Below are 18984 nucleotides of genomic sequence, written 5' to 3' on the forward strand. Positions count from 1 at the left end.
CCCAAATATATACAGACAAAACATTAAGACCATATCGCCGAGGCATCCGCGCCAGCAGTCAATCCACCACCGCATGTGCTTCGATACACTAGGCCCCAGCAAAACAGCTGATGTTCTGCGAAAAACCTCAATCCGCAGTTGCTGTTGCAGATAATGCGGCAACTGACAGACATCCCCTGCCGACCACTTAACTAGGCTTTTTTGCGTTTGCCAAACGCCAGACCCAATAAAGAGCTACCAAACAACCAGGCCGCGCCGGGAACCGGTACGGGTTGTACGGAGCTTGGCGTGATTCTGAACTGGCTGACGATTTGTGGCGTGCGGTTGACGATGCCGCTCAAATCGTTGGCAATATCGCCGACGTTGTAGGCGGGAATGCCATAGGTGGTGACCAGCAGTTGTTGAGTGACCTGATCGATTTCAAACTCGGTCCAGCCAAAGGTGTGCGTGGCGACGTAATCGCCTTGCAGCAATTCGGCCTGGATTTTGCCGTCGGCGCTAGCCAGATTGGCATCCAAGCCCAGCGGGTCGTAACCCAGCGGCGTCAAAGCGCCATTGGTTACCGACTTGATGAAACTGTCCTTGGCGGCAATGCTGGGCAATGTGTCGTAGAAGGCTTTTTGTTGCGGCGTCAATAAACCTACCGCGGCCGCCAATTGCGCGACTGTTGGGCCAAACGGCGCGTCATAGGCTACGGAACCGGTGGTGATTTCGAAGGCGTTGGTGGCTTTTTGCTCACCGAAGGGTGTGAGTTGATAAGTCAGGTTATTCACCAAAGTACCGTGAATATCGGCCGACAGGAACACCACGTTATCGATTTTGTTGTCGTCGATAAACTTCAGGATTTCGGTACGTTCGGCGGCATAGCCTTCAAAGCGGTCACCAGCGCCAACCACCCCCAGGTTTTGCATTGGCTCAGGGACAGCGATAAATTTCCAGGTGACGTCATTTTGCTCCGCTGACAGCAGATCGGCTTTCAGGTCGGCGATTTGCTGCTTGCCCAGCATGGTCCGGCTCGGGTCGAACGAGTTGGCCAAAAAGCCGCCAACCGAAGCTTGGCTTAAAGGATTCGCATCGGCTAGTTCTTTGTCGCGAAACGAGCGCGCATCCAACACCATCAAGGCCGCATCGCTGCCGAAAGTTTGGTTGCGGTACAACTTGACTTCGCCGGCCGTGCGAATGTCGCCGGTGGCACCGTAAGTCTCGTTGCGAAGCGGATTGTATTCCTGAAAAGCCTGGATACCGTTATTGTACAAGGTACTGTCATTGATCAAGGTGCCGGCCGGATCGGCATTGAAACGCGCGTCGGTCGAGACGTCGGCGCCGCCGGCGAAGTCGTTAGTCACTTCGTGGTCGTCTATCGTCGCGAATACGGCGGTGGATTGGCGCAGATCGGCCAAGCCGTTCATGCCACCCTTGGCGCTATACACTTCAGCATGTTTGTTGCGGTAGTCGGCCAGGGATTGCGCTTGTTGCTGACCGCCGTTGACGTTGGAGGCCACATCGCCGTAAATGGTATCGCCCATCGCCACAAAAAAATCCAGGTTTCGCTGGCTGGCGTTTTTCACGGCCGGATACGGCAGTAATTCACCGCGCCAATCGCCGGATACACCAAAGCGCAGACCAGTGGTGTTACCCAATGCCGCGGCGGTTTTAAATTGGCCGCGTGCTATCGCACCAACGCTATCGATAGCACGATAGTAATAGGTAGTATCCGCGGACAAGCCCGAGACATCCCATTTGACCGGCGCCAGCGGGTCATTCACGGTCTTAAAGCTGGATCCGACATTCTGCGTAAAAGCGCTATCGGTCGCGTACTGGAAATATAAATCACCGGCGGTATTGGACCTTCCCCACAGTACGGCGGAAGTTTGGCTGACGTCGCCCGCGGCCACGCCGTTGGGCAATGCCGCTTGCGCTTTACCGCCCAGAGCGACCAGCGTCGCGACGGCGGTTAATCGAACTACTTTGAATTTCATGAGGGTCTCCAAGGCTTTAAGACAAAAAACGTGAACGAGTCGGCAACGCCGGAGTCTAAAACCGCTCGGTGACAATTTGATGAATGGTGTGACGGCTCGATAACCCGGAGTGTTATCGATAACGGTAAACGAACTCGTGAAGGACGAATCAACGGTAAATCTGCCCGAACCGCTTACCAAAACAATCGTGGATTTTCAGAGACCCCCATAAACCATTCGGGTTTCAACTATACTTACGAGACAACGCCGAGAACGCAATACCGGGCGTGAGGCCCGCCCGTTTGCCCTCCGGAACAGCGGAAAGCGGGGCGCTTGCAATTGCCAAGAATCAAACTCTAGAGGGTGCAACCATGCTGGTGGACGAAGGCGAAAAAATCAAGGTTCTAGTCAGAGAGTTCTTTAAAAAAGGCCATAAATCCAGTAACAAGCTTTACGACGTGGACCTTGCCGGGCATGCCGTTCTAGTGAGTATGAGCGCTAAAGGCAAGACCCGATATCAGCAAGCGTGCGAGTCTGGCAAACACAGGCTCAACGGCAGCACATCGCACTTGGACTTGGCCGAGAAATTGGTCAAGATGACTATTGCGGATCGATCAGGCAACTGCGAAGAGATGGCAGTCTTGAGCGCTTACTACGCTAAGAAAATCTACAATATCAAGCGCGACTTACTCTATATCTGCTACGTTCACGACAAAGGCGACCACGCCTTTTGCCTGGTTTCCCAGGAAGCAATCCCCGATTCGGCGCAAGACTATGCATCGATGGCCGATTTCACCAACCGCAAGATCGCCCAATCCTGGCTAGTCATCGACCCCTGGCTGAATACTGTTTGCTACGCATCCGACTACCTGACCAAAAGCGGCGAGAAACTTGAGAAATGGGCCTCGGAAGGCAAGCGCGTGGCTTGGATGAACGGCTCTCAAGGCCCCGGTTGGTACGTGCCAAACGGCGAATACAAGACCGAGTTCGGCAAAGCACCGGTGTTTTTGGACCCTTTCTAGCCGCCCGCTCCAACTGCAATAGCGGCCAATTGCATTGCGACGAAAGCGCAGGTTCAGCGAGCTATGACAGCCCAATCGGCCAATCATCTCTCCAGCCATCATTGATCAAGTCTAGTCAAGTCGCCGGCTTGCGCCGAAATCAACACGTTATTGAGCGGCATCACCGGTCCTAAATCGGTTTAATTCGGCGGCATGCGACATGAAAGCGGCCATGAAATCTTCCGCCGATTCGAACAGAAAATGGCACATCGTGTCGACTGTCAGGATGCGGGAGCAGCTGCCGAGCCACTTTTGCCTTGGCGTAATCAACTGGTTCAGAGTTTGTTTAACAACTCCGCGCTGCCAATCTAGGTAAGCCACTGCGCCGGCATATCGTCTTTCAACGCTACCCCCGAAAAACCCAGTTGCAGCGCCTGCTTGCTCAAATAAACCAGTTTGGCAGCCGCGGCGCTGTAGCTCAGGCCGGCGGGCGGGCGAATGTTGGAGATGCAGTTGCGCTCGGCGTCGGTGTTGCCGACTTGCGGGGCGTAGGTGAGGTAAATCCCCAGGCTGTCTGCGGCGCTTAGACCGGGCCGCTCGCCGACGATGATGACAGCCAGGCGCGCGTTCAATAATCCACCGATTTCGTCGGCCAAGGCCACCCGGCCATTGGGCACCAAACACACCGGCCCCAACCGCAGCTTGGCGGCCCGGTAAGCAGCAACGATGGCGCCGAGCAAGGGCAAGCCGTGCTCATCCAGTGCAGCGGATGACAAGCCATTGCTGACAATCAAAGCTACGTCGACTGCGGATTGTTTGCGCGCCATCAGTTGTTCCCGGCTGTCCGGTGCCAGGCAACGCCCCCAATCGGGACGTTGCAAGTACTGCGCGCGGCTGACGACCGGCGTTGCGAGTACCAGCGGCTCCAAATCCAAGCTTTCCAAGCCTTCGGCAAATGCCATCACATCCCAAACTTGATGCACCGCATCCCGAGCAGCCGCGTGGGCCAATTGAAATTCCAATAGCGCCGCAGTCGGCAGGCTGCAACCGGCGCGGCCTTGGGCAATTCTGGCCTGGGTAAATTGCCGTAAGCTAATCCACGGATCGTTCATCGTTAAGCCCTCGGCAAGCCATGAAAGTTGGCCAGCAATGGTGTGGTGTTGCGCGCCTCGGCCAAGCGGTTTTGACCATCGAAAATACCCATGCGCTGCAACCAGGCCTCGAACTCCGGCGCGGGCCGCAAGCCCAATACTTGTCGTAGATACAACGCATCGTGAAACGAAGTACTTTGATACGCCAGCATTACGTCGTCGGCACCGGGTATGCCCATGATAAAGTTGCAGCCGGCCACGCCCAGCAGCGTCAGCAGGGTATCCATATCGTTCTGATCGGCCTCGGCATGGTTGGTGTAACAAATATCGCAGCCCATCGGCACACCCAACAGCTTGCCGCAAAAATGATCCTCCAGACCGGCGCGGATGATTTGTTTGCCATCGTATAAATATTCCGGGCCGATGAAACCAACGACGGTGTTGACCAGCAAGGGATCGAACTCCTTGGCGACCGCATAAGCCCGCGCTTCGCAGGTTTGCGCATCGATACCGTGATGCGCATTGGCGGATAAAGCACTGCCCTGCCCGGTTTCAAAATACATCAACTGCTGGCCGGCACTCGCACGGCCCAAAGTTTCGGCCATGGCCTTCGCTTCGCGGAGCATTGCCAAGTCGGTACCGAAACTGCGATTGGCCGCTTCGGTACCGGCAATGGATTGAAACAGCAAATCCACCGGCGCACCGCGCTGCATCAGTTCCATGCTGGTGGTCACATGAGCCAGTACACAAGACTGGGTAGGAATTTGATACTGTGTAATGATCTCATCAAGCAAATTCAACAAGGTGTGGACGTTGTGCAGATTGTCGGTGGCGGGATTGATGCCGATCACCGCATCGCCGCTGCCATAGAGCAAACCATCCAGAATACTGGCGGCGATACCGCGCGGATCGTCGGTCGGATGATTGGGTTGCAAACGGGTAGATAAGCGGCCCGGCAAGCCAATTGTGCTGCGAAAGCGGGTAACAACCCGGCAACGGCGCGCCACGGCAACCAAATCCTGATTACGCATGATTTTGCTGACCGCGGCCACCATTTCCGGCATTAACCCGGCCGAGATTGCCGCCAGATCGTTGTGCTCGGTTAACAGCCAATCGCGAAACTCGCCCACACTTAAACTCGCAATCGGCGCAAACGCTTGCGGATCATGGCGCTCCAGAATCAAGCGCGAGACTTCATCCAGTTCCGGCGCAATCAAAGGCTCTTCGATAAACCGCCTTAAGGGTACGTCGGCCAAAGCTCGTTGAGCAACAGCCCGCTCCACTTCGGAATCCGCCGCCAAACCGGCCAACTCATCCGCTGCCCGGCGCGGCGTAGCCTTGGCCAGCAAGGTACGCAAATCGCGAAAATGAAAGCTTTTGCCTTTTACGGTTGCGGAATAAGTCATCAGTCGGGCAGCTTACGATGGGGTAAAACGCGAGAATACGACAAGTTTGTGACTATTATGTGACGTAGCCGGCTGCAGACCTGCAGTTACGATCGAGTCATTTGCCTGCAATATTTGGCTCGTACCGTAGCGAGAATTCGCGGCCGATTCCAATGGCAAACGGCTGGCAACCCATAAACACGCAGAGGCGACGCAGATGACCACACTATCCCTCAAGCAAATCAACCGCTCCATCTGTTTCATCGTGTTGGCGCTGTCGCTGAGCCTGCGCTCCGCCGCGTTAGCCGCCGAACCGCTTAGCGCCGATGTGTTGATCGTCGGCGCCGGCCTGTCGGGTTTAAGTGCGGCCTATCATTTAAAGAAAGCCGGCAAAACCGCCGTGTTTTTGGAAATGAGTCCGCGTGTTGGCGGCCGCATCCGCACCGCTACTTACCCGGACGGCACGCATGCCGAAGTGGGTTTGGAAGAGTTTTGGGAAAATAACCCGGCTATCGAGATTTTCCGGGATTTGCATGTGCCGATGGAAACGGCTTACAGCAGTTTTTCCAGTTTTTATTACCAGGGCAAGCTGTATCCGTTTACGCAAAATACCAATCAGGAGTTTCTGGCATCGGTGTTGGATAGCGACGAATTGCAAGCCTATCAACGCTGGGACGCAAAAATGGCCGAGCTTTACCGGCAATTGGATTTGCGGCCTTTGCCCGAGGCGATGCTGGCACTGCAAGAAATTTCCTTCGCCGACTGGATCGAAAGCACCAGCGGCCTGTCGCCCAAAGCCCAAGAATTGGTGCGCATTGAAACCGAACCGGAATACGCTACCTCCTGGCGAAAAATCAGCGCGCTGGACGGCATTGCCGAATGGCATTATTTTTCCGGCAATGGTCTGGCACCCCGCCATGTAGTAGGCGGCAATCAACGCGCCGTGCGGGCGCTGGCCGATTTTATCGGCCGGGACCGCATCCTGCTCAACCAGCAAGTCACTCATATCACCGCCACCGACAACAATGTGGAAGTGCTTGCGTCCGACCAAAGCAGTCTGCGGCAAAAGCTATTCCGCGCAAAATACGTGATCACTGCCATTCCATTATTCCGGCTCAACGACATTCAGTTCGCTCCGCCGTTGAGCGCCGAGCGAAAGCAGGCTATCCAAACCCAATCGGCCGGTGCCTACTTTACGGCGCACGTCACGGTGAATAAGGCCGCCAGCAGCTTTTGGACCCGCGACGGCGACAGCATATTGCCGATTATGACCGACAGTCCTTTGGGGGTAATTTATGAGGGCGGATCAAAATCCGGCACCGATGCGCTGTTGAATTTATTGGTTAGCGGTGCCGACGCAGAACGGTTTAACTCGCGGATGAGCGATCCGGACCAGATTCGCGAAGCGTTGCTGGCGGCGTTTGACAAACAGTGGCCAGGCTTCCGGGAGTCGGTCAAACGGATGAATTTTTACCGTTACCATCCGCGCGCGATAGCGTCATGGCCGGTCGGCCGGTCGCGCTTCGATAACCTGTCTGAGTCGTTAAGAAAACCGCAGGGCCGGGTCTATTTTGCCGGAGATTTTACCGAGGACAGCCACTCCAACGGCGCCAGCCAATCGGCAATACGCGCGGTTAAGGACATTTTGCAAAAACACGATTAACCTGCGTTTGGCAGTTTAGCGCCGGATGACATCCGCTACGCATGGGGTCGGCAAATTGCCGACAGTTTCTGCACATGCCGCCACGCTGTTATACAATATGCAACAAAACCGTCACAATTAAGGTACACCATGTTCTCTCTACAAACCATCTTTGGCAAAGGCGATAAATTTTATGGATTGCTTGAAGCTAGTGCGGAATCGGCACACGCCTCTGCCAAAGCCTTGATAGAACTACTAAGCACACCCACCACCCAACAGTCATTAGAAAAATTTAAACAGGCGCGGCGCCGGGAAAAGAATTTATTCGGCCAAATCAGCGAAGAATTAGTCAATACCTTCGTGACCGTCCTGGACCGCGAGGATATCGAAGCCCTAAACGGCGCGCTGTATAAGATTCCGAAAGTCGTCGAAAAATTTGCCGAGCGTTATACGCTGGCATCGGAGCGGATCGGCGATGTCGATTTCAACAGCCGCGCTGTCATGCTGGAACAAGCCTGCCAAGTTTTGGAACAAATGGTTGGTCAACTGCGCAAAGGCATGGATTTGGACGAAGTCAAAAGACTCAACGATCAACTGCAAACGATTGAAGCGGAAGCCGACGAACAGATACTTGAGCTGTATCGCGACGTCTACGCCAACGAAACCGATCCGATCCGTTATCTGGTAAAAACCAATTTGTTCGAAATCCTGGAAAAAGCCATTGACCGCTGTCGCGATGCCGGCAACGTGGTTTACCACATCGTATTAAAAAATTCTTAGTGGCTCCGTCATGCTGACATTGCTTTTGCTGGTCATTCTGGCGGCACTGATATTCGAGTTCGTCAACGGTTTCCACGACACGGCCAACTCTATTGCCACGGTAGTCGCCACCAAAGTATTAACCCCCACCCAGGCGGTGATCCTGGCTGCCGTGACCAATCTGGTCGGCGCCTTATCCGGCACCGCGGTAGCCAAAACCATTTCCTCAGGACTGGTCGATACCGGCATGGTGACGATTACCTCCGAAGTGTTGATTTGCGCACTGACCGGGGCGATTATCTGGAATTTGATCACCTGGGCCTTGGGCTTGCCCTCTTCTTCCAGCCACGCCTTGATCGGCGGCTTATGCGGCGCGGCCCTGGCAGCGGGGCACAACAATCCCGATGTGTTGATTTGGTCGAAAACCGCATTGGTGTGGACCGAAAACAAAGGCCTGCTCTGGAAAGTGGTGATCCCGATGATAAGCTCGCCAATTGCCGGCTTTACCTTGGGCATTTTGATCATGGGTTTGTTGATGGCAATCATCAGCGGCATGAATTCCGCCGGCGGTGTCATGGCGCAAATCTCGCGGCCGAGATGGATCAATGCGCTGTTCGGAAAAGCACAATTGCTATCGGCCGGTTATATGGGCTTTGCCCACGGCAGTAACGATGCACAAAAAACCATGGGCATCATTGCACTGGCCATTTTTGCGGCCAATAACGCCGGCACGCTCGATCAGCTGCCGAGTTGGGCGGAATTCCTGCGTCCGGACGGCGGCGAAAAGGACATCGACACCTGGATCGTCTTCAGTTGCGCCTTGATCATGGCACTCGGCACGTCAGTAGGCGGCTGGCGCATTATCAAGACCCTTGGCCACAAAATGGTCAAACTGCACCCAATCAACGGCTTCGCGGCGGAAACCAGCTCCGCCACCATTCTATTGGCCGCCGCACATTTCGGCATGCCGGTTTCCACCACGCATAGTATCTCCACTGCGATCATGGGTGTCGGTTTTGCCAAAAATCCCTATACCCTGAAACTTTCCGTGATCGAACGGATTGTTTGGGCTTGGGTTCTGACGATTCCCGCCGCCGGCGGCATAGCCTGGGGCATGGTGAGTTTATTGCCGCTGTTGCAGTAAGCCGCTAATTTGACTATCAGCTTCATCATTGACTATGCAAATTCCCAGGGTAATCTGTCTGACGAGGGAAACTAATGTTGTAAAAACCTTATTCTTGTAGCCCGTCCAAAAAATCATTAGTCACCCCACTGAAGTAACAAGGCTTTTTCCTAAACGAAAGGTGGCTGAAATGATGAGAGAAATACTGGAAGTCGTAATGCTGTTGGGCTTGATGGGGGGCCTGTTTTTCGTGAAACACGAGTTCGAGAAAGACAAGCAGGAAAGACTAAGCAGCGGCAAACCCGAACCGAGAGGATGAGTTAAAGGCAAATACGCTGCCAGGCAAGTTAAAGGCAGAGTTAATTCAAAAAATTATCAATGCCCAGCTTGCCTAACAGATACCGCGTTTTGCTGGCGCCATATCTGTGCTTAATCCGGATATTTGCAACGAATCCTCCCGGAATCCCAAGAAGCCACTCATCGATAAGACTGAGACTCATGGCGAAACTCGTTGAGTTGCCGTTCGTGGTAGTAAAGATCATCCCGAGCCCGGTCTCGGTTACGCCGCAGTTGACTTATATCGTTACGAATTCTGGCCCGGTCTTTGTCGTTTAATTTGTTATCCCCCAAGCTGATTTCTTTGCTGGAAAGTTCGTTATCTATCCTATCCAATTCGGCGCGTTCTCTATGTACAGCGTAAGCCGCTGCGTGGTAACGGCTGAATACACCATCAATCGATGACGGGCAAACATGGCGGTAATCATGGCCTTGCAACCCCACTTCAAAAGCGTTATCGATACGACAGTATTCTCTTATACCCTGTTCGCGGCCAGCAAAATACTGCGAATCATTCACCGCCACACCGTATTCGGAGCATGCCTTTCGGTGTTCGCTCAGCCGCTCACTCGCATCTCCAGAACGACCGTCTTGAACCCCTAAACCAAACCAATCACCCCGCTTGCAGTCTTGTTGGCTAAGCGTTGCACAGCCGGTAAAAAACACAACACATAAATACCCCGTTAAGCGCTTCATCATGATTTTGTCTTCCCAATAAAGATTCACCGCACCGCCAGAACAGCCGCAATGGCTTGAAGCCCCAGGTATCCTGAAACTGAACTGGAATCGCTGGAAATTATAGTCAACATTGAAAATTAGACGAACAGGTGTCGGCCCACGGCAAAATCGATTCAGGCCAAATGCCAATGACTACTACCGGAAAAGTTGGGATGGCTAAGCCAGTCAAAACCATTAACTGAAAGCCCTAAAGACCACGATTCAAGAACTGCAACACGCCATGGCCTCTACAGAATGCGGCAGAGGCTGTTCAGCGCGCTATTTAGAGATTACTTCCAACGGCGGTTGAATGTCCGACCGTAAATAGATAAGCGTAATCGATGGAGCGTGATCGTTACGACGCCGGATTCATCGCGATGGCAACCGAATCCAGGATGCGTAAGATCTTCAAAAAAGACATGGTAACGTTTAAGTTGCAGCTCTGCCGTCATCGTATTTCCGAACCTATTGTGCTGTGAAGACGCAGCCACTATAGGCTTAAAAATAAAGGATTTTTTGATCTACAACAATCATTAGCGTAATCCTATACCTACGCGCCAGCCAATCCAAAACCGGGCGCTTTACTTCTGGCGTGAGCATGGCCGATGACCGTAGAGCTTTGAGATCGTTCTAATGAGAAGCCCAGTGCTGGCGAATAGTGTCCGCATGTGCCATCAAATCATTAAACGCTTGAACACAATCTCGATGGTAAGGATGTCTTTTGTTATTCACCGGGTGGCTCAGGTCTTCCATCAATTCGTTAACCACTTGTTCAATCTCCAAAAGCTCCATCGGCTTTTTGTTGAAAAATTCGCTCATTTTCCTGACTCATATTTTTATTTATTTGAAGCTTTAGCTTACAAATACCTTATGACATCAATGTGACAAAAAGCGAGTTCAACAGCATTTACAAGAATTCCTAGCACTTGAGCAAAATGCATAAGTCCTTCGTTCGATGTTACAAACCCAGGTTATTACCATGCATTCGGAACGACGCAGCGTTAGATCATGGCTGCTAAATTCGCCATAGCCCGCGCGACTATCTCGCCTTGATGATTGATGTTGTCGATAATCTGTTGCACGGTACGGGTATCAATAACGGCTTTGGCGTGCGGATTCACAGCTTTCAGGTCGAAAACGGCGGCGTCGATGTCGCTGGCTTTGGCCTGGGCTTCGCGGATGGCTTTTTCCTTGGTTTTAATCGCATCTTCTGCGGCGGCGATTTTGTCCTTGCCGGCTTTGTCGCGTTTCAATGCCTTCAACGCTTCCCGTAACGGCAACAGTTCTTCGGTTAGCCGGTTGGCTTCGTCGATAAAGGGCTGTAGGTCTGCGCGGGCTTTGGCGCGGCGGGCGGCGAAATCGACCGTCCAGGAAAAATCGCTGTCGGCTTCCGGCGTGCCGTGTTTCGCCAGCAAACGGGCAAACGACGGGAAGAGCTTATCTTGATGTTCTTCCACCGCCAGCCAGTCAGCGGTCAGTGTGGACGGCAATTCGGCATCGCTCAATAGGCCGCCGTGTCGATCAAAACCGAAATGCGCCAACGTCATCGGCGACTTTTTACCGACTTTGACTTGCGACAAATCGTAATACCAAATGCGCTCGGTTTTGCTGCCTTTGCGGAAAAACAGCAGGTTGGTTTTAACACCCGCGCCGGCGGTGGAAAACACCCCACCCGGCAAACTAACGATGCACCACAAATCGCATTCATCCACCAATTTACGTTTGGTTTCCACGAAGGCGCTTTCGTTGGTGCGAAACAGCAAACCCTCGTCCAGCACGATACCGCAGCGCCCGCCCGGCTTACCGTCCAGCGGCGCTTTCAATTCGTCCAGAATATGCTGCACAAACAACACTTGCGTGGAGCCGGTTTCAAAATCGTAGTTTTTCTGCGCGTCCGAGCCTTCCTTGCCGCCAAACGGCGGATTGGTCAGGATCACATCAAAGGTTGTCGGCGCTTGCTCGAATAAACCGTCGTAGGTTTGCTTGCCGGTCAGCGTGTTGCCGTGCCAGAGATTGGGCTGGTCGATGCCGTGCAGAATCAGATTGGCTAAGGCGATGGGGAATACCAGATTTTCCTTTTCCCGGCCGAAAAACGTATCGTGCTTCAGCGTTTCCAACACCGTCGAGGCCGGCGATTGCCCTAGTTGATAGGCGATATGCTCGTAAGTCACCGCCAAAAAGCCGCCGGTGCCGCAACACGGGTCATACACCGTTTCGCCCGGCTGCGGATCGAGCACATTCACCATCGCCCGAATCACTTCGCGCGGCGTGAAGAACTGGCCGCCGTCCGAGTTCTTTTCGCCCATTTTCAGCAGCAAGTCTTCGTAGACCTGCGACAGGGTAAAGAAATGGGTGTCGTCGATATGATCGATATGGATTTCATGCACCTTGTCGAAAATGTCGCACAAATTGGTTTCGCTATCCACGCGCACCTTTTCCACCGCCGTCATGATACGGCCAATCACGCGCTGCTTCGGGCTGGCGCCGGCGTTAGGCAGTTGAGTACGCGGATCGACATCCAGCCGATGCAGATGCGGCAGCAATTGGTTATTGATGAAATCGAACAGACTGCCTTCACCGGCTTCGAACAAGGCTTGCCGCTTCCAACCAAACCGATAACCTTCCGGCGTTTTCGGCGCGTCCGGCTTCTCGGAATACGGCGCCGCCCAATCCTGCCAGCGATACGGCGCCCGCAAAGCCGGCGAATAGTCGTTGCCCAAGGCTTCCGCTTGTTCCAGGGCTTTTTGCTCCTGGGCATCGAGAATGCGCAAAAACAGAATCCAGGTCAGTTCCGGCACGTACTGCAAAGCGCTGGCGCAATTGGAACGGCGCATCACATCGCAAATGGCTTTGACGAAAGACGACAGCGATTGCGTGGAGGCGATGGCTTTGGGTTGTTTGGTTTTAAGAGCTTTTGCCATATTTGTTTTTTAATTCTGACTTGCTCGACAAGCCAAATCTGTTGATAATGCTTCCAGCGACTAGATGACTCGTTCCAAAAGCGAGTTTCACCCCAAGGGGGCTGGTCGTTCCAAATTGCTAAGGCCAGCGTTGAATATACACATTCCCGCTGGCCTTAATTTTTTCCCACGCCGCCGCCACTTCTTTTTCGTGCCATTTATCCGGCGCGCTCTGCATATTCTCGTAACGTCCGGCCATATAAACCAGCAAATCAGCAACTTGCAGAAAACGGCTGTGATGGGAATGAGTGAAGTAAACGGTATCCAACAAACGGCCCAGCGGCCTGCCGGAATACATAGGGGTTTTGCCTTGTGATTTGTATTCCGAAAAGTCAACGACTGCGCTAGTCACTTCATCGGCTTCATAATCGCCAAAGACCAGCCCTAAATCATCTACCTTATCCAGATACTCACAATATCGCTCCAGAATAAGCATTAATCCCAAACGGTAAGCCGGCATGGGGTAAGCATATTTACTGCGGTGTCGATCTACATTGATGCACACCAAGCGCACCGGGATCTGATTGCAGGTAACAAAATTAGCGACATCCCGAAACACCTGAACCCGATCTTCCATCTTGCGCCCCTTGGCGATTCCCTTGCCATGAAACAACTCTTTGCCGTGAAATTCGTTATGTACTGTCAATGAACTGGAGCCGAAAAAATTAAAGGCAATTTGCGCTAACGTTTTTTCAAATTCCAGTGCTTTGCTATCAGGTATCAACAGCCCGCCAATAAAAAAATAGGGATTGTCGGGCGAGTGCTTGTTTTCGTCGAAATAACAAAGGTGCATGATAGTTACTATGCTGAAAAGGCCTGAGCAAGCAGGCGTTCCGGGATTTTATTCAGGTCGTCGAGTTGTTGTTGAATAGCGGATTTGACCGATTTCAACTGCGCTAATGCCTTGGAAACGCGGCATTGTTCATCATAAGGCGGCAGCAGGATCGTGCCTTCGGCTAAGCGGTTGAACAACATCCGTTCGCGTACTGCACCGCGCGCCAGCGAATTGATGCACTGCGCACTGTAAGGCGAACGTAGCCAGTAATAAAACCAGCGGGAGTCGACTATTCTCGGCTTGCCCTGCAACGCCACGTAATCCGGGCTGGTGATGCCGGGTTGATCGCCGTCATCGACAAAGGCAATCGAGCCGATCAGGATACGCATTGGATTGTAAAACACGGTGCCGGAGAAAACCGGTTTATAACGTTGCGGTTGTTTGCCCGGCGGCTCCTTGGCCGGGGCCAAGCCGTCACGGGTTGCACCCAATACCGGGTAATCGGCCCAACGTTCACCAATGCCTTTTTTCACTTCATCCAGAACATCACCTAACGGGCATTCGCTAACCTTGGAATGCTCGATGCTTTGGCGAATATAGGCATTGGCAAGTTTGACAATTTCTTGCTGTTGAATTTCTAAAGCCTGCCGCGCGGTTTCGACTTCGGCGAGTTGGGTTTTGAGCTTGGCCGCAAGGCATTTTTGATCATCTAAATTTTTTGGAATTTCGACGTATGCATTCAAAAGCACATCCATATCGGCTCTTGGCATCCGTGATCCAGTTTTCTCGGACATTGCCAACGAGACAATTTCTTGAGTACGCAAAAGAAAACCTAAAAAATCTCTGTCAACACCATACGGCAATAGCGGAATAATCTCGGTTGAACAGCGCCCATCTCGCTCTGGAGTAGCCACTTTATTGAGATATGGCCGCAACTTACCATAAAGGATATGACTGGAGGTAAAAGCAAAAGATGTACTTTTGCCTTCAGAGCTTTTAGAGTCATAGGAAATAATTTTTCCAGTCTGCGATTCAATTTGGTCAAGACCTAAGAATGGCAATAGAGAAGCATCTTCAGATTCAGGTGAAACGATGTTTTTTTCCTGAATTGCAATTTCACCAAGTTTTACTGAGTAAAAGTTCATACCCCAAACAACCTTCCTTTAGCCAACAAAATCACCTCCACCGGTTTACCCAGTTTCTTCAACGCCTCCAAACCACCCGCCTGCTGGATTTCGGGCACGTCCCACAGCGTCGGCGTTTCCAAAGCTTCGGTGCCGCCCAGCGCAAATTGCTGACCGAAGCCGCGCAACACCATGGCGCTGTCGCTTGGCATGGCGTCGAACCAGGCTTGATTGCTGTCGATATACGCCTGGCCGCGTTGCGGTTGCTTCAAGGCTTGGGCGCGGTAGCCGTGGTGGGCGAAGATGTCGTAATAATCAAAATCCTGCATGTCTTCCAGTTCGCGCAGTACTTCCGGCGAGTAATGGTCCCCCAGCAGATGGTCTATCAATTGCCGGCGTTTTTTGGCTTCTATCCACAATTGGCGAAACTGGTTGAGATCGCGTGCTTCGCTGACCACGCGCAGCAGGATTTCCCGACGGTATTCGTCGCTGGGGATTTGCACGTCGCGGCCATCGCGGCGGGTCAGAATGTAACGGCCTTGCGGGGTGACGCTAACGTATTGGCCTTTGATCTCCGCTACCGAGGGTTGATGGCCTTGTCCTCCATCGCCATCATCACCGCCGCCGTCCTCGTCGTCTTCATCATCGCCGCCCGATTTTTTCTTTTTGCCCGAGCTGTTCGCGGTGATGAAATCGGTGCCGAATAAGTCGGTGACGCCGGTGTAGTCGTAAAGCCAAAATTTGTATTTTTGGGTGTCTTCGTCGATGCGGGTGCCGCGTCCGACCATTTGGTAAAACAAGATGCTGGATTCCAGGTAGCGGAAGAACACCACGGCATTGAGGCGTTCGATGTCGACGCCGGTTGCCAGCAGATCGACCGTGCAGGCGATGAAAGCGCGTTCGCCGGAGCCGCGCATGGGCTGGATCAGGTCGCGGCCGCCTTTGTTGGTGCATTTAAAGGCGTACAGGTCTTTCGGGGTTTTGCCGTGCTGTTTGCACCATCGGCTGTACAGGTTGTTCATCTGTTGCACGACGCGATCAGCATGAATGTCGCGGGTGCAGAAAATGATCACTTTTTGCTCGGGGCCGCCGTGGCGGCAGAGTTGCTCGAACAAGTCTGCGCACATGGTTGGGGTGCGCAGTTCGATAAAGATTTCGTCGTCGAAGTCTTTGGCGGTGTAGAGGTCTTTTTTTAAATCCGTCTCGCAAATGGGTTTGCCGGTGCGAAGGTCGGTGGGTTTGAGGTCGAGTATTTGTTGCTTGGTATAGCTGATGTTGTCGATACTGGCCTGGCGTTTGACGATTTCGCAGACGGCGAGGTAGCCGTCTTCTTGCGCTTGAATCAAGGTGTATTCGTAGACCGGTTCGCCGAAGTATTTGAGATTGTTGGCGGTGATAGCGGCATCGTCGGCGGTTTGCTGTTTGGATTCGCGCAACTGGCGCGGCGTGGCGGTCAAGCCGATTTGCACCGCGTTAGGATTACGCAGCAAGACTTCCGACCAACGGCCCCAGGCGGAGCGATGGCATTCGTCAATGATGATGACGCTGAAGGCGTCGGGCGGATAGTGATCGGTTAAAAAACTGCTGGCGCCGGATTCTTCGTCATCCAAACCCAAGGTTTGATAGGTGGCGATATGCACGCGGGCGTTTTTGGCGGCGTTTTGTCCGCTGGCGGTTTCGACGATACTGGCGCTATCGCCAAAGGCTGCTTTCAGTTTGTTATAGCCTTGGGTGCGCAGTTCGTCGCGGTCGCACAAAAATAATGCCGGCTTGGTCAGGCGTTGGGCTTGTTGCAGGCGCCACAGCAAGTTGGCGGCAATCACCGTTTTACCCGCGCCGGTGGCCAGTGCCAGCAAAACACGACACGGCTTTAGTGCCCGTTCGCAATGCAGGATCTTCTCGAACACGGCGCGAATCGCGGCATCCTGGTAATAGCGGCTCTTGGGATAGGCTTTGCTGTCGGCGGTGAACAACAGCGCCGCTTCCGGTTTATGCAGGTCGATGCCGGTGTCGTTGAGGTAGCGCTGGGTTAGCGCGGTGTGCGTTGGAAAGTGTTCTTTGAACGCATGCGGCCCGGTTTGCAAGCCGGTAGTTTTATCAAACTCACCATAACGATGGCCGTTGGTGGCATATACGTATTGCACATGAAAGCGACTGCATTCCGCGTAGGCCTTGGCTTGCTGCATGCCTTGCAGCGGGTCGGCCTCTTCCTTTTTCGCTTCCAGCACACCGACGGGGAGCGGTTTGGTGGCATCGGGCGTTTGTACGCAAAGTAGATAATCAGTGCGACCGCCGCCGGGGCGTCTGCGGCCTTTGTGGCCGATCGCTTCCACCGGTGCGGGTGTTTCCAATTTTAGCTTGCCGGCGTCGTCGTAGCCTTTATCGCGCAGAACGGGATCGATTAACCAATAACGGGTTTCAGCTTCGTTGTAGCTCATTTTTGGTGACTTTCCCTATCTTAGAATTAATTGGAAACGGCGTCCGATGGGCAATAGTCTATCAAACCCATTAAAAAATCCTTGCCCTGGATTTTATCAGTAGGTCGATTTCAACTTGAATGGGTTGCTCATCTAATTCCAAACCGAATTTGGATATTCGAATCAGATAGACAGAACTGGATGAAGCTAGACGCCCCTCGGATCAGCGGAGGGCCGGCGCGGGCAAAAAAAAAGCCCCACATTTAGATGTGAGGCCTTAATTTATTTGGCTCCCCCGGACGGGCTCGAACCGCCGACCTAGTGATTAACAGTCGCTAAAGACCATGTTTCCATGTATTTCTGTAGGTTGCAGAACATTCCTAAATGCCCGATTATATTGAACTTTATCACATCTTCCGTTCCTGGTTGTTTCATTCTGTGACCTTATGTTGCGGAATTCAAGTGACCACAAAGTGACCACGAAATTATGTTTACTGACAAATCGATCAAAGGACTTAAGGCAAAACCGTCGGCATATAGACTTTATGAAAAAGGGCCCGATAAAGGCTTTGGCGTCAAAGTGACGCCAGCTGGAAGCGTAACCTTTTTTATTCAGTATGCAGGTCCAGATGGTAAACAAAAATTCGCAAGCCTAGGACGGTATCCATCGATTAGCCTATCTGAGGCAAGGGATAAGTGTCGTGAACTGAGACGGGAGATCGATCGAGGGATTGACCCACAATCCCGCATTGAGCTGAGACTTGGTAGCGTAGCCGATTTGTTTGATTACTACATCAAGCACATGGTTGATTCAGGAAAGCGAACTTTTGAAAAAGTCGAGGCCGATCTTCATTACAACTGTAAAGACATTTTGGACTTACAAGCCAAAGACGTAACGCCAGCCCATATAAGAAAAATACTTCACACCATTATTTCGCGAGGCTCGAATGTTCAAGCTAATCGGATTCGATCATACTTAAGAAGAGCATTTGAATTAGGGGTTTATCATGATAACGACCCCAAAAACCTATCAAATGATTTTACCTTTCAAATACAAACCAACCCTGTCGATGCAATTCCAAAAGATACCAGTGCGGAAGTTGCTGGAGAAAGAGCATTATCATTTTCCGAAATAAAAGTACTTTGGAACGAAACATGCCTTCTTGAGCAATTCCATCTGGCTACAAAACTATTACTGCTATATGGCTGTCGATCTTGGGAGCTCTGCGGCGCAATGAAACATGAGTTTGATTTTGACACTATGATTTGGAGCGCCCCGCCAGAGCGAGTGAAAAACGAACGCTGGCTGATATTACCTATTACTCCGTTAGCTAAAAAATTACTTGATAAATTATGGCCGTATTCTGGAAACTCTGATTATCTTTTTCCAAGTCGATATAACGAAGAAAAACCGATACACAAAACGTCTTTGGCTCACGCAATCACGCGAATAAGCAGCATCGATACTTTTACCCCGAGAGATTTAAGAAGAACAGTAAAGACTCGTATGGGAGAAATTGGCATTGAAAAAAGCATCAGAGATAGGATACAAAATCATGCTCTAAATGATGTAAGCTCAAAACATTATGATAGATATGATTATTTACAGGAAAAACGAAGCGCCTTACTAAAATGGGAAAACCACTTAATCGAGTTGAATGGAGATAAAAACACGTAGTGTTGATTTTTATTAGAT

Annotated in this window: 15 protein-coding genes; 6 read left to right on the plus strand and 9 right to left on the minus strand. The window is 52.2% G+C overall.

Annotated features, from left to right (window positions below):
* Positions 1 to 191 precede the first annotated feature (191 nt).
* Complete coding sequence (locus DDY07_RS12815) at positions 192 to 1979, minus strand: alkaline phosphatase (protein ID WP_171696194.1); 1788 nt, start codon at positions 1977 to 1979, stop codon at positions 192 to 194.
* 350 nt (positions 1980 to 2329) lie between these two features.
* Between DDY07_RS12815 and DDY07_RS12820 the strand changes: the two genes are divergently transcribed.
* Complete coding sequence (locus tag DDY07_RS12820; protein WP_171696195.1) at positions 2330 to 2980, plus strand: hypothetical protein; 651 nt, start codon at positions 2330 to 2332, stop codon at positions 2978 to 2980.
* A gap of 347 nt (positions 2981 to 3327) precedes the next feature.
* Here the strand turns inward: DDY07_RS12820 and eutC are convergent, their stop codons facing one another.
* Together eutC and DDY07_RS12830 are read right to left on the minus strand one after the other, a co-directional pair.
* Entirely contained in the window at positions 3328 to 4071 is a 744-nt protein-coding gene (gene eutC / locus DDY07_RS12825) for an ethanolamine ammonia-lyase subunit EutC (protein WP_171696196.1), read from the minus strand.
* A gap of 2 nt (positions 4072 to 4073) precedes the next feature.
* Positions 4074 to 5456, minus strand: a complete 1383-nt coding sequence (locus DDY07_RS12830) for an ethanolamine ammonia-lyase subunit EutB (protein ID WP_171696197.1) — start codon at positions 5454 to 5456, stop codon at positions 4074 to 4076.
* Between the two features lie 196 nt (positions 5457 to 5652).
* Between DDY07_RS12830 and DDY07_RS12835 the strand changes: the two genes are divergently transcribed.
* The 4 genes from DDY07_RS12835 to DDY07_RS24310 all read left to right on the plus strand — a co-directional run bounded on the left by DDY07_RS12835 (position 5653) and on the right by DDY07_RS24310 (position 9278).
* Positions 5653 to 7098: an NAD(P)/FAD-dependent oxidoreductase gene (locus tag DDY07_RS12835; RefSeq protein WP_171696198.1), complete on the plus strand. Its 1446-nt coding sequence runs from the start codon at positions 5653 to 5655 to the stop codon at positions 7096 to 7098.
* 129 nt (positions 7099 to 7227) lie between these two features.
* Positions 7228 to 7857 (plus strand): DUF47 domain-containing protein, encoded by a 630-nt coding sequence (locus DDY07_RS12840; RefSeq protein WP_033157920.1) that lies wholly within the window; start codon positions 7228 to 7230, stop codon positions 7855 to 7857.
* Between the two features lie 10 nt (positions 7858 to 7867).
* A complete protein-coding gene (locus DDY07_RS12845; protein ID WP_033157921.1) occupies positions 7868 to 8980 on the plus strand; it encodes an inorganic phosphate transporter in 1113 nt (370 codons plus the stop codon).
* 169 nt (positions 8981 to 9149) lie between these two features.
* A complete protein-coding gene (locus DDY07_RS24310) occupies positions 9150 to 9278 on the plus strand; it encodes a hypothetical protein (RefSeq protein ID WP_301539348.1) in 129 nt (42 codons plus the stop codon).
* A gap of 158 nt (positions 9279 to 9436) precedes the next feature.
* Here the strand turns inward: DDY07_RS24310 and DDY07_RS12850 are convergent, their stop codons facing one another.
* The 6 genes from DDY07_RS12850 to DDY07_RS12875 form a co-directional block, all read right to left on the minus strand.
* A complete protein-coding gene (locus DDY07_RS12850; RefSeq protein ID WP_171696199.1) occupies positions 9437 to 9994 on the minus strand; it encodes a DUF2799 domain-containing protein in 558 nt (185 codons plus the stop codon).
* 648 nt (positions 9995 to 10642) lie between these two features.
* On the minus strand, positions 10643 to 10831 hold the full coding sequence (locus tag DDY07_RS12855) for a hypothetical protein (RefSeq protein WP_033157922.1): 189 nt from the start codon (positions 10829 to 10831) through the stop codon (positions 10643 to 10645).
* A 182-nt stretch (positions 10832 to 11013) separates the two neighbouring features.
* A complete protein-coding gene (locus DDY07_RS12860; protein WP_171696200.1) occupies positions 11014 to 12933 on the minus strand; it encodes an N-6 DNA methylase in 1920 nt (639 codons plus the stop codon).
* Positions 12934 to 13051: 118 nt separating this feature from the next.
* Positions 13052 to 13765 carry a DUF3800 domain-containing protein gene (locus DDY07_RS12865; RefSeq protein WP_171696201.1) on the minus strand — a complete coding sequence of 238 codons (714 nt, stop codon included), beginning with the start codon at positions 13763 to 13765 and terminating at the stop codon, positions 13052 to 13054.
* Between the two features lie 8 nt (positions 13766 to 13773).
* On the minus strand, positions 13774 to 14892 hold the full coding sequence (locus tag DDY07_RS12870) for a hypothetical protein (protein WP_171696202.1): 1119 nt from the start codon (positions 14890 to 14892) through the stop codon (positions 13774 to 13776).
* On the minus strand, positions 14889 to 17309 hold the full coding sequence (locus tag DDY07_RS12875) for a DEAD/DEAH box helicase family protein (RefSeq protein ID WP_171696203.1): 2421 nt from the start codon (positions 17307 to 17309) through the stop codon (positions 14889 to 14891). The genes DDY07_RS12870 and DDY07_RS12875 overlap by 4 nt, the downstream gene beginning before the upstream one ends.
* 466 nt (positions 17310 to 17775) lie before the next feature.
* Here DDY07_RS12875 and DDY07_RS12880 point away from each other — a divergent pair, with 466 nt between their 5' ends.
* Positions 17776 to 18966, plus strand: a complete 1191-nt coding sequence (locus DDY07_RS12880; protein ID WP_064031273.1) for a site-specific integrase — start codon at positions 17776 to 17778, stop codon at positions 18964 to 18966.
* Positions 18967 to 18984 lie beyond the last annotated feature (18 nt).

It is taken from the genome of Methylomonas sp. ZR1 (genome assembly GCF_013141865.1).
In the GTDB taxonomy this organism is placed as follows: Bacteria; Pseudomonadota; Gammaproteobacteria; order Methylococcales; family Methylomonadaceae; genus Methylomonas.

What these genes read in the sequence shown, in the direction of transcription:
- DDY07_RS12860 (WP_171696200.1), bottom strand. Translation starts at nt 12,933, where the DNA reads ATGGCAAAAGCTCTTAAAACCAAACAACCCAAAGCCATCGCCTCCACG.
- DDY07_RS12830 (WP_171696197.1), bottom strand. Translation starts at nt 5,456, where the DNA reads ATGACTTATTCCGCAACCGTAAAAGGCAAAAGCTTTCATTTTCGCGAT.
- DDY07_RS12820 (WP_171696195.1), top strand. Translation starts at nt 2,330, where the DNA reads ATGCTGGTGGACGAAGGCGAAAAAATCAAGGTTCTAGTCAGAGAGTTC.
- eutC (WP_171696196.1), bottom strand. Translation starts at nt 4,071, where the DNA reads ATGAACGATCCGTGGATTAGCTTACGGCAATTTACCCAGGCCAGAATT.
- DDY07_RS12865 (WP_171696201.1), bottom strand. Translation starts at nt 13,765, where the DNA reads ATGCACCTTTGTTATTTCGACGAAAACAAGCACTCGCCCGACAATCCC.
- DDY07_RS12840 (WP_033157920.1), top strand. Translation starts at nt 7,228, where the DNA reads ATGTTCTCTCTACAAACCATCTTTGGCAAAGGCGATAAATTTTATGGA.
- DDY07_RS12845 (WP_033157921.1), top strand. Translation starts at nt 7,868, where the DNA reads ATGCTGACATTGCTTTTGCTGGTCATTCTGGCGGCACTGATATTCGAG.
- DDY07_RS12855 (WP_033157922.1), bottom strand. Translation starts at nt 10,831, where the DNA reads ATGAGCGAATTTTTCAACAAAAAGCCGATGGAGCTTTTGGAGATTGAA.
- DDY07_RS12815 (WP_171696194.1), bottom strand. Translation starts at nt 1,979, where the DNA reads ATGAAATTCAAAGTAGTTCGATTAACCGCCGTCGCGACGCTGGTCGCT.
- DDY07_RS12850 (WP_171696199.1), bottom strand. Translation starts at nt 9,994, where the DNA reads ATGATGAAGCGCTTAACGGGGTATTTATGTGTTGTGTTTTTTACCGGC.
- DDY07_RS12880 (WP_064031273.1), top strand. Translation starts at nt 17,776, where the DNA reads ATGTTTACTGACAAATCGATCAAAGGACTTAAGGCAAAACCGTCGGCA.
- DDY07_RS12870 (WP_171696202.1), bottom strand. Translation starts at nt 14,892, where the DNA reads ATGAACTTTTACTCAGTAAAACTTGGTGAAATTGCAATTCAGGAAAAA.
- DDY07_RS24310 (WP_301539348.1), top strand. Translation starts at nt 9,150, where the DNA reads ATGATGAGAGAAATACTGGAAGTCGTAATGCTGTTGGGCTTGATGGGG.
- DDY07_RS12875 (WP_171696203.1), bottom strand. Translation starts at nt 17,309, where the DNA reads ATGAGCTACAACGAAGCTGAAACCCGTTATTGGTTAATCGATCCCGTT.
- DDY07_RS12835 (WP_171696198.1), top strand. Translation starts at nt 5,653, where the DNA reads ATGACCACACTATCCCTCAAGCAAATCAACCGCTCCATCTGTTTCATC.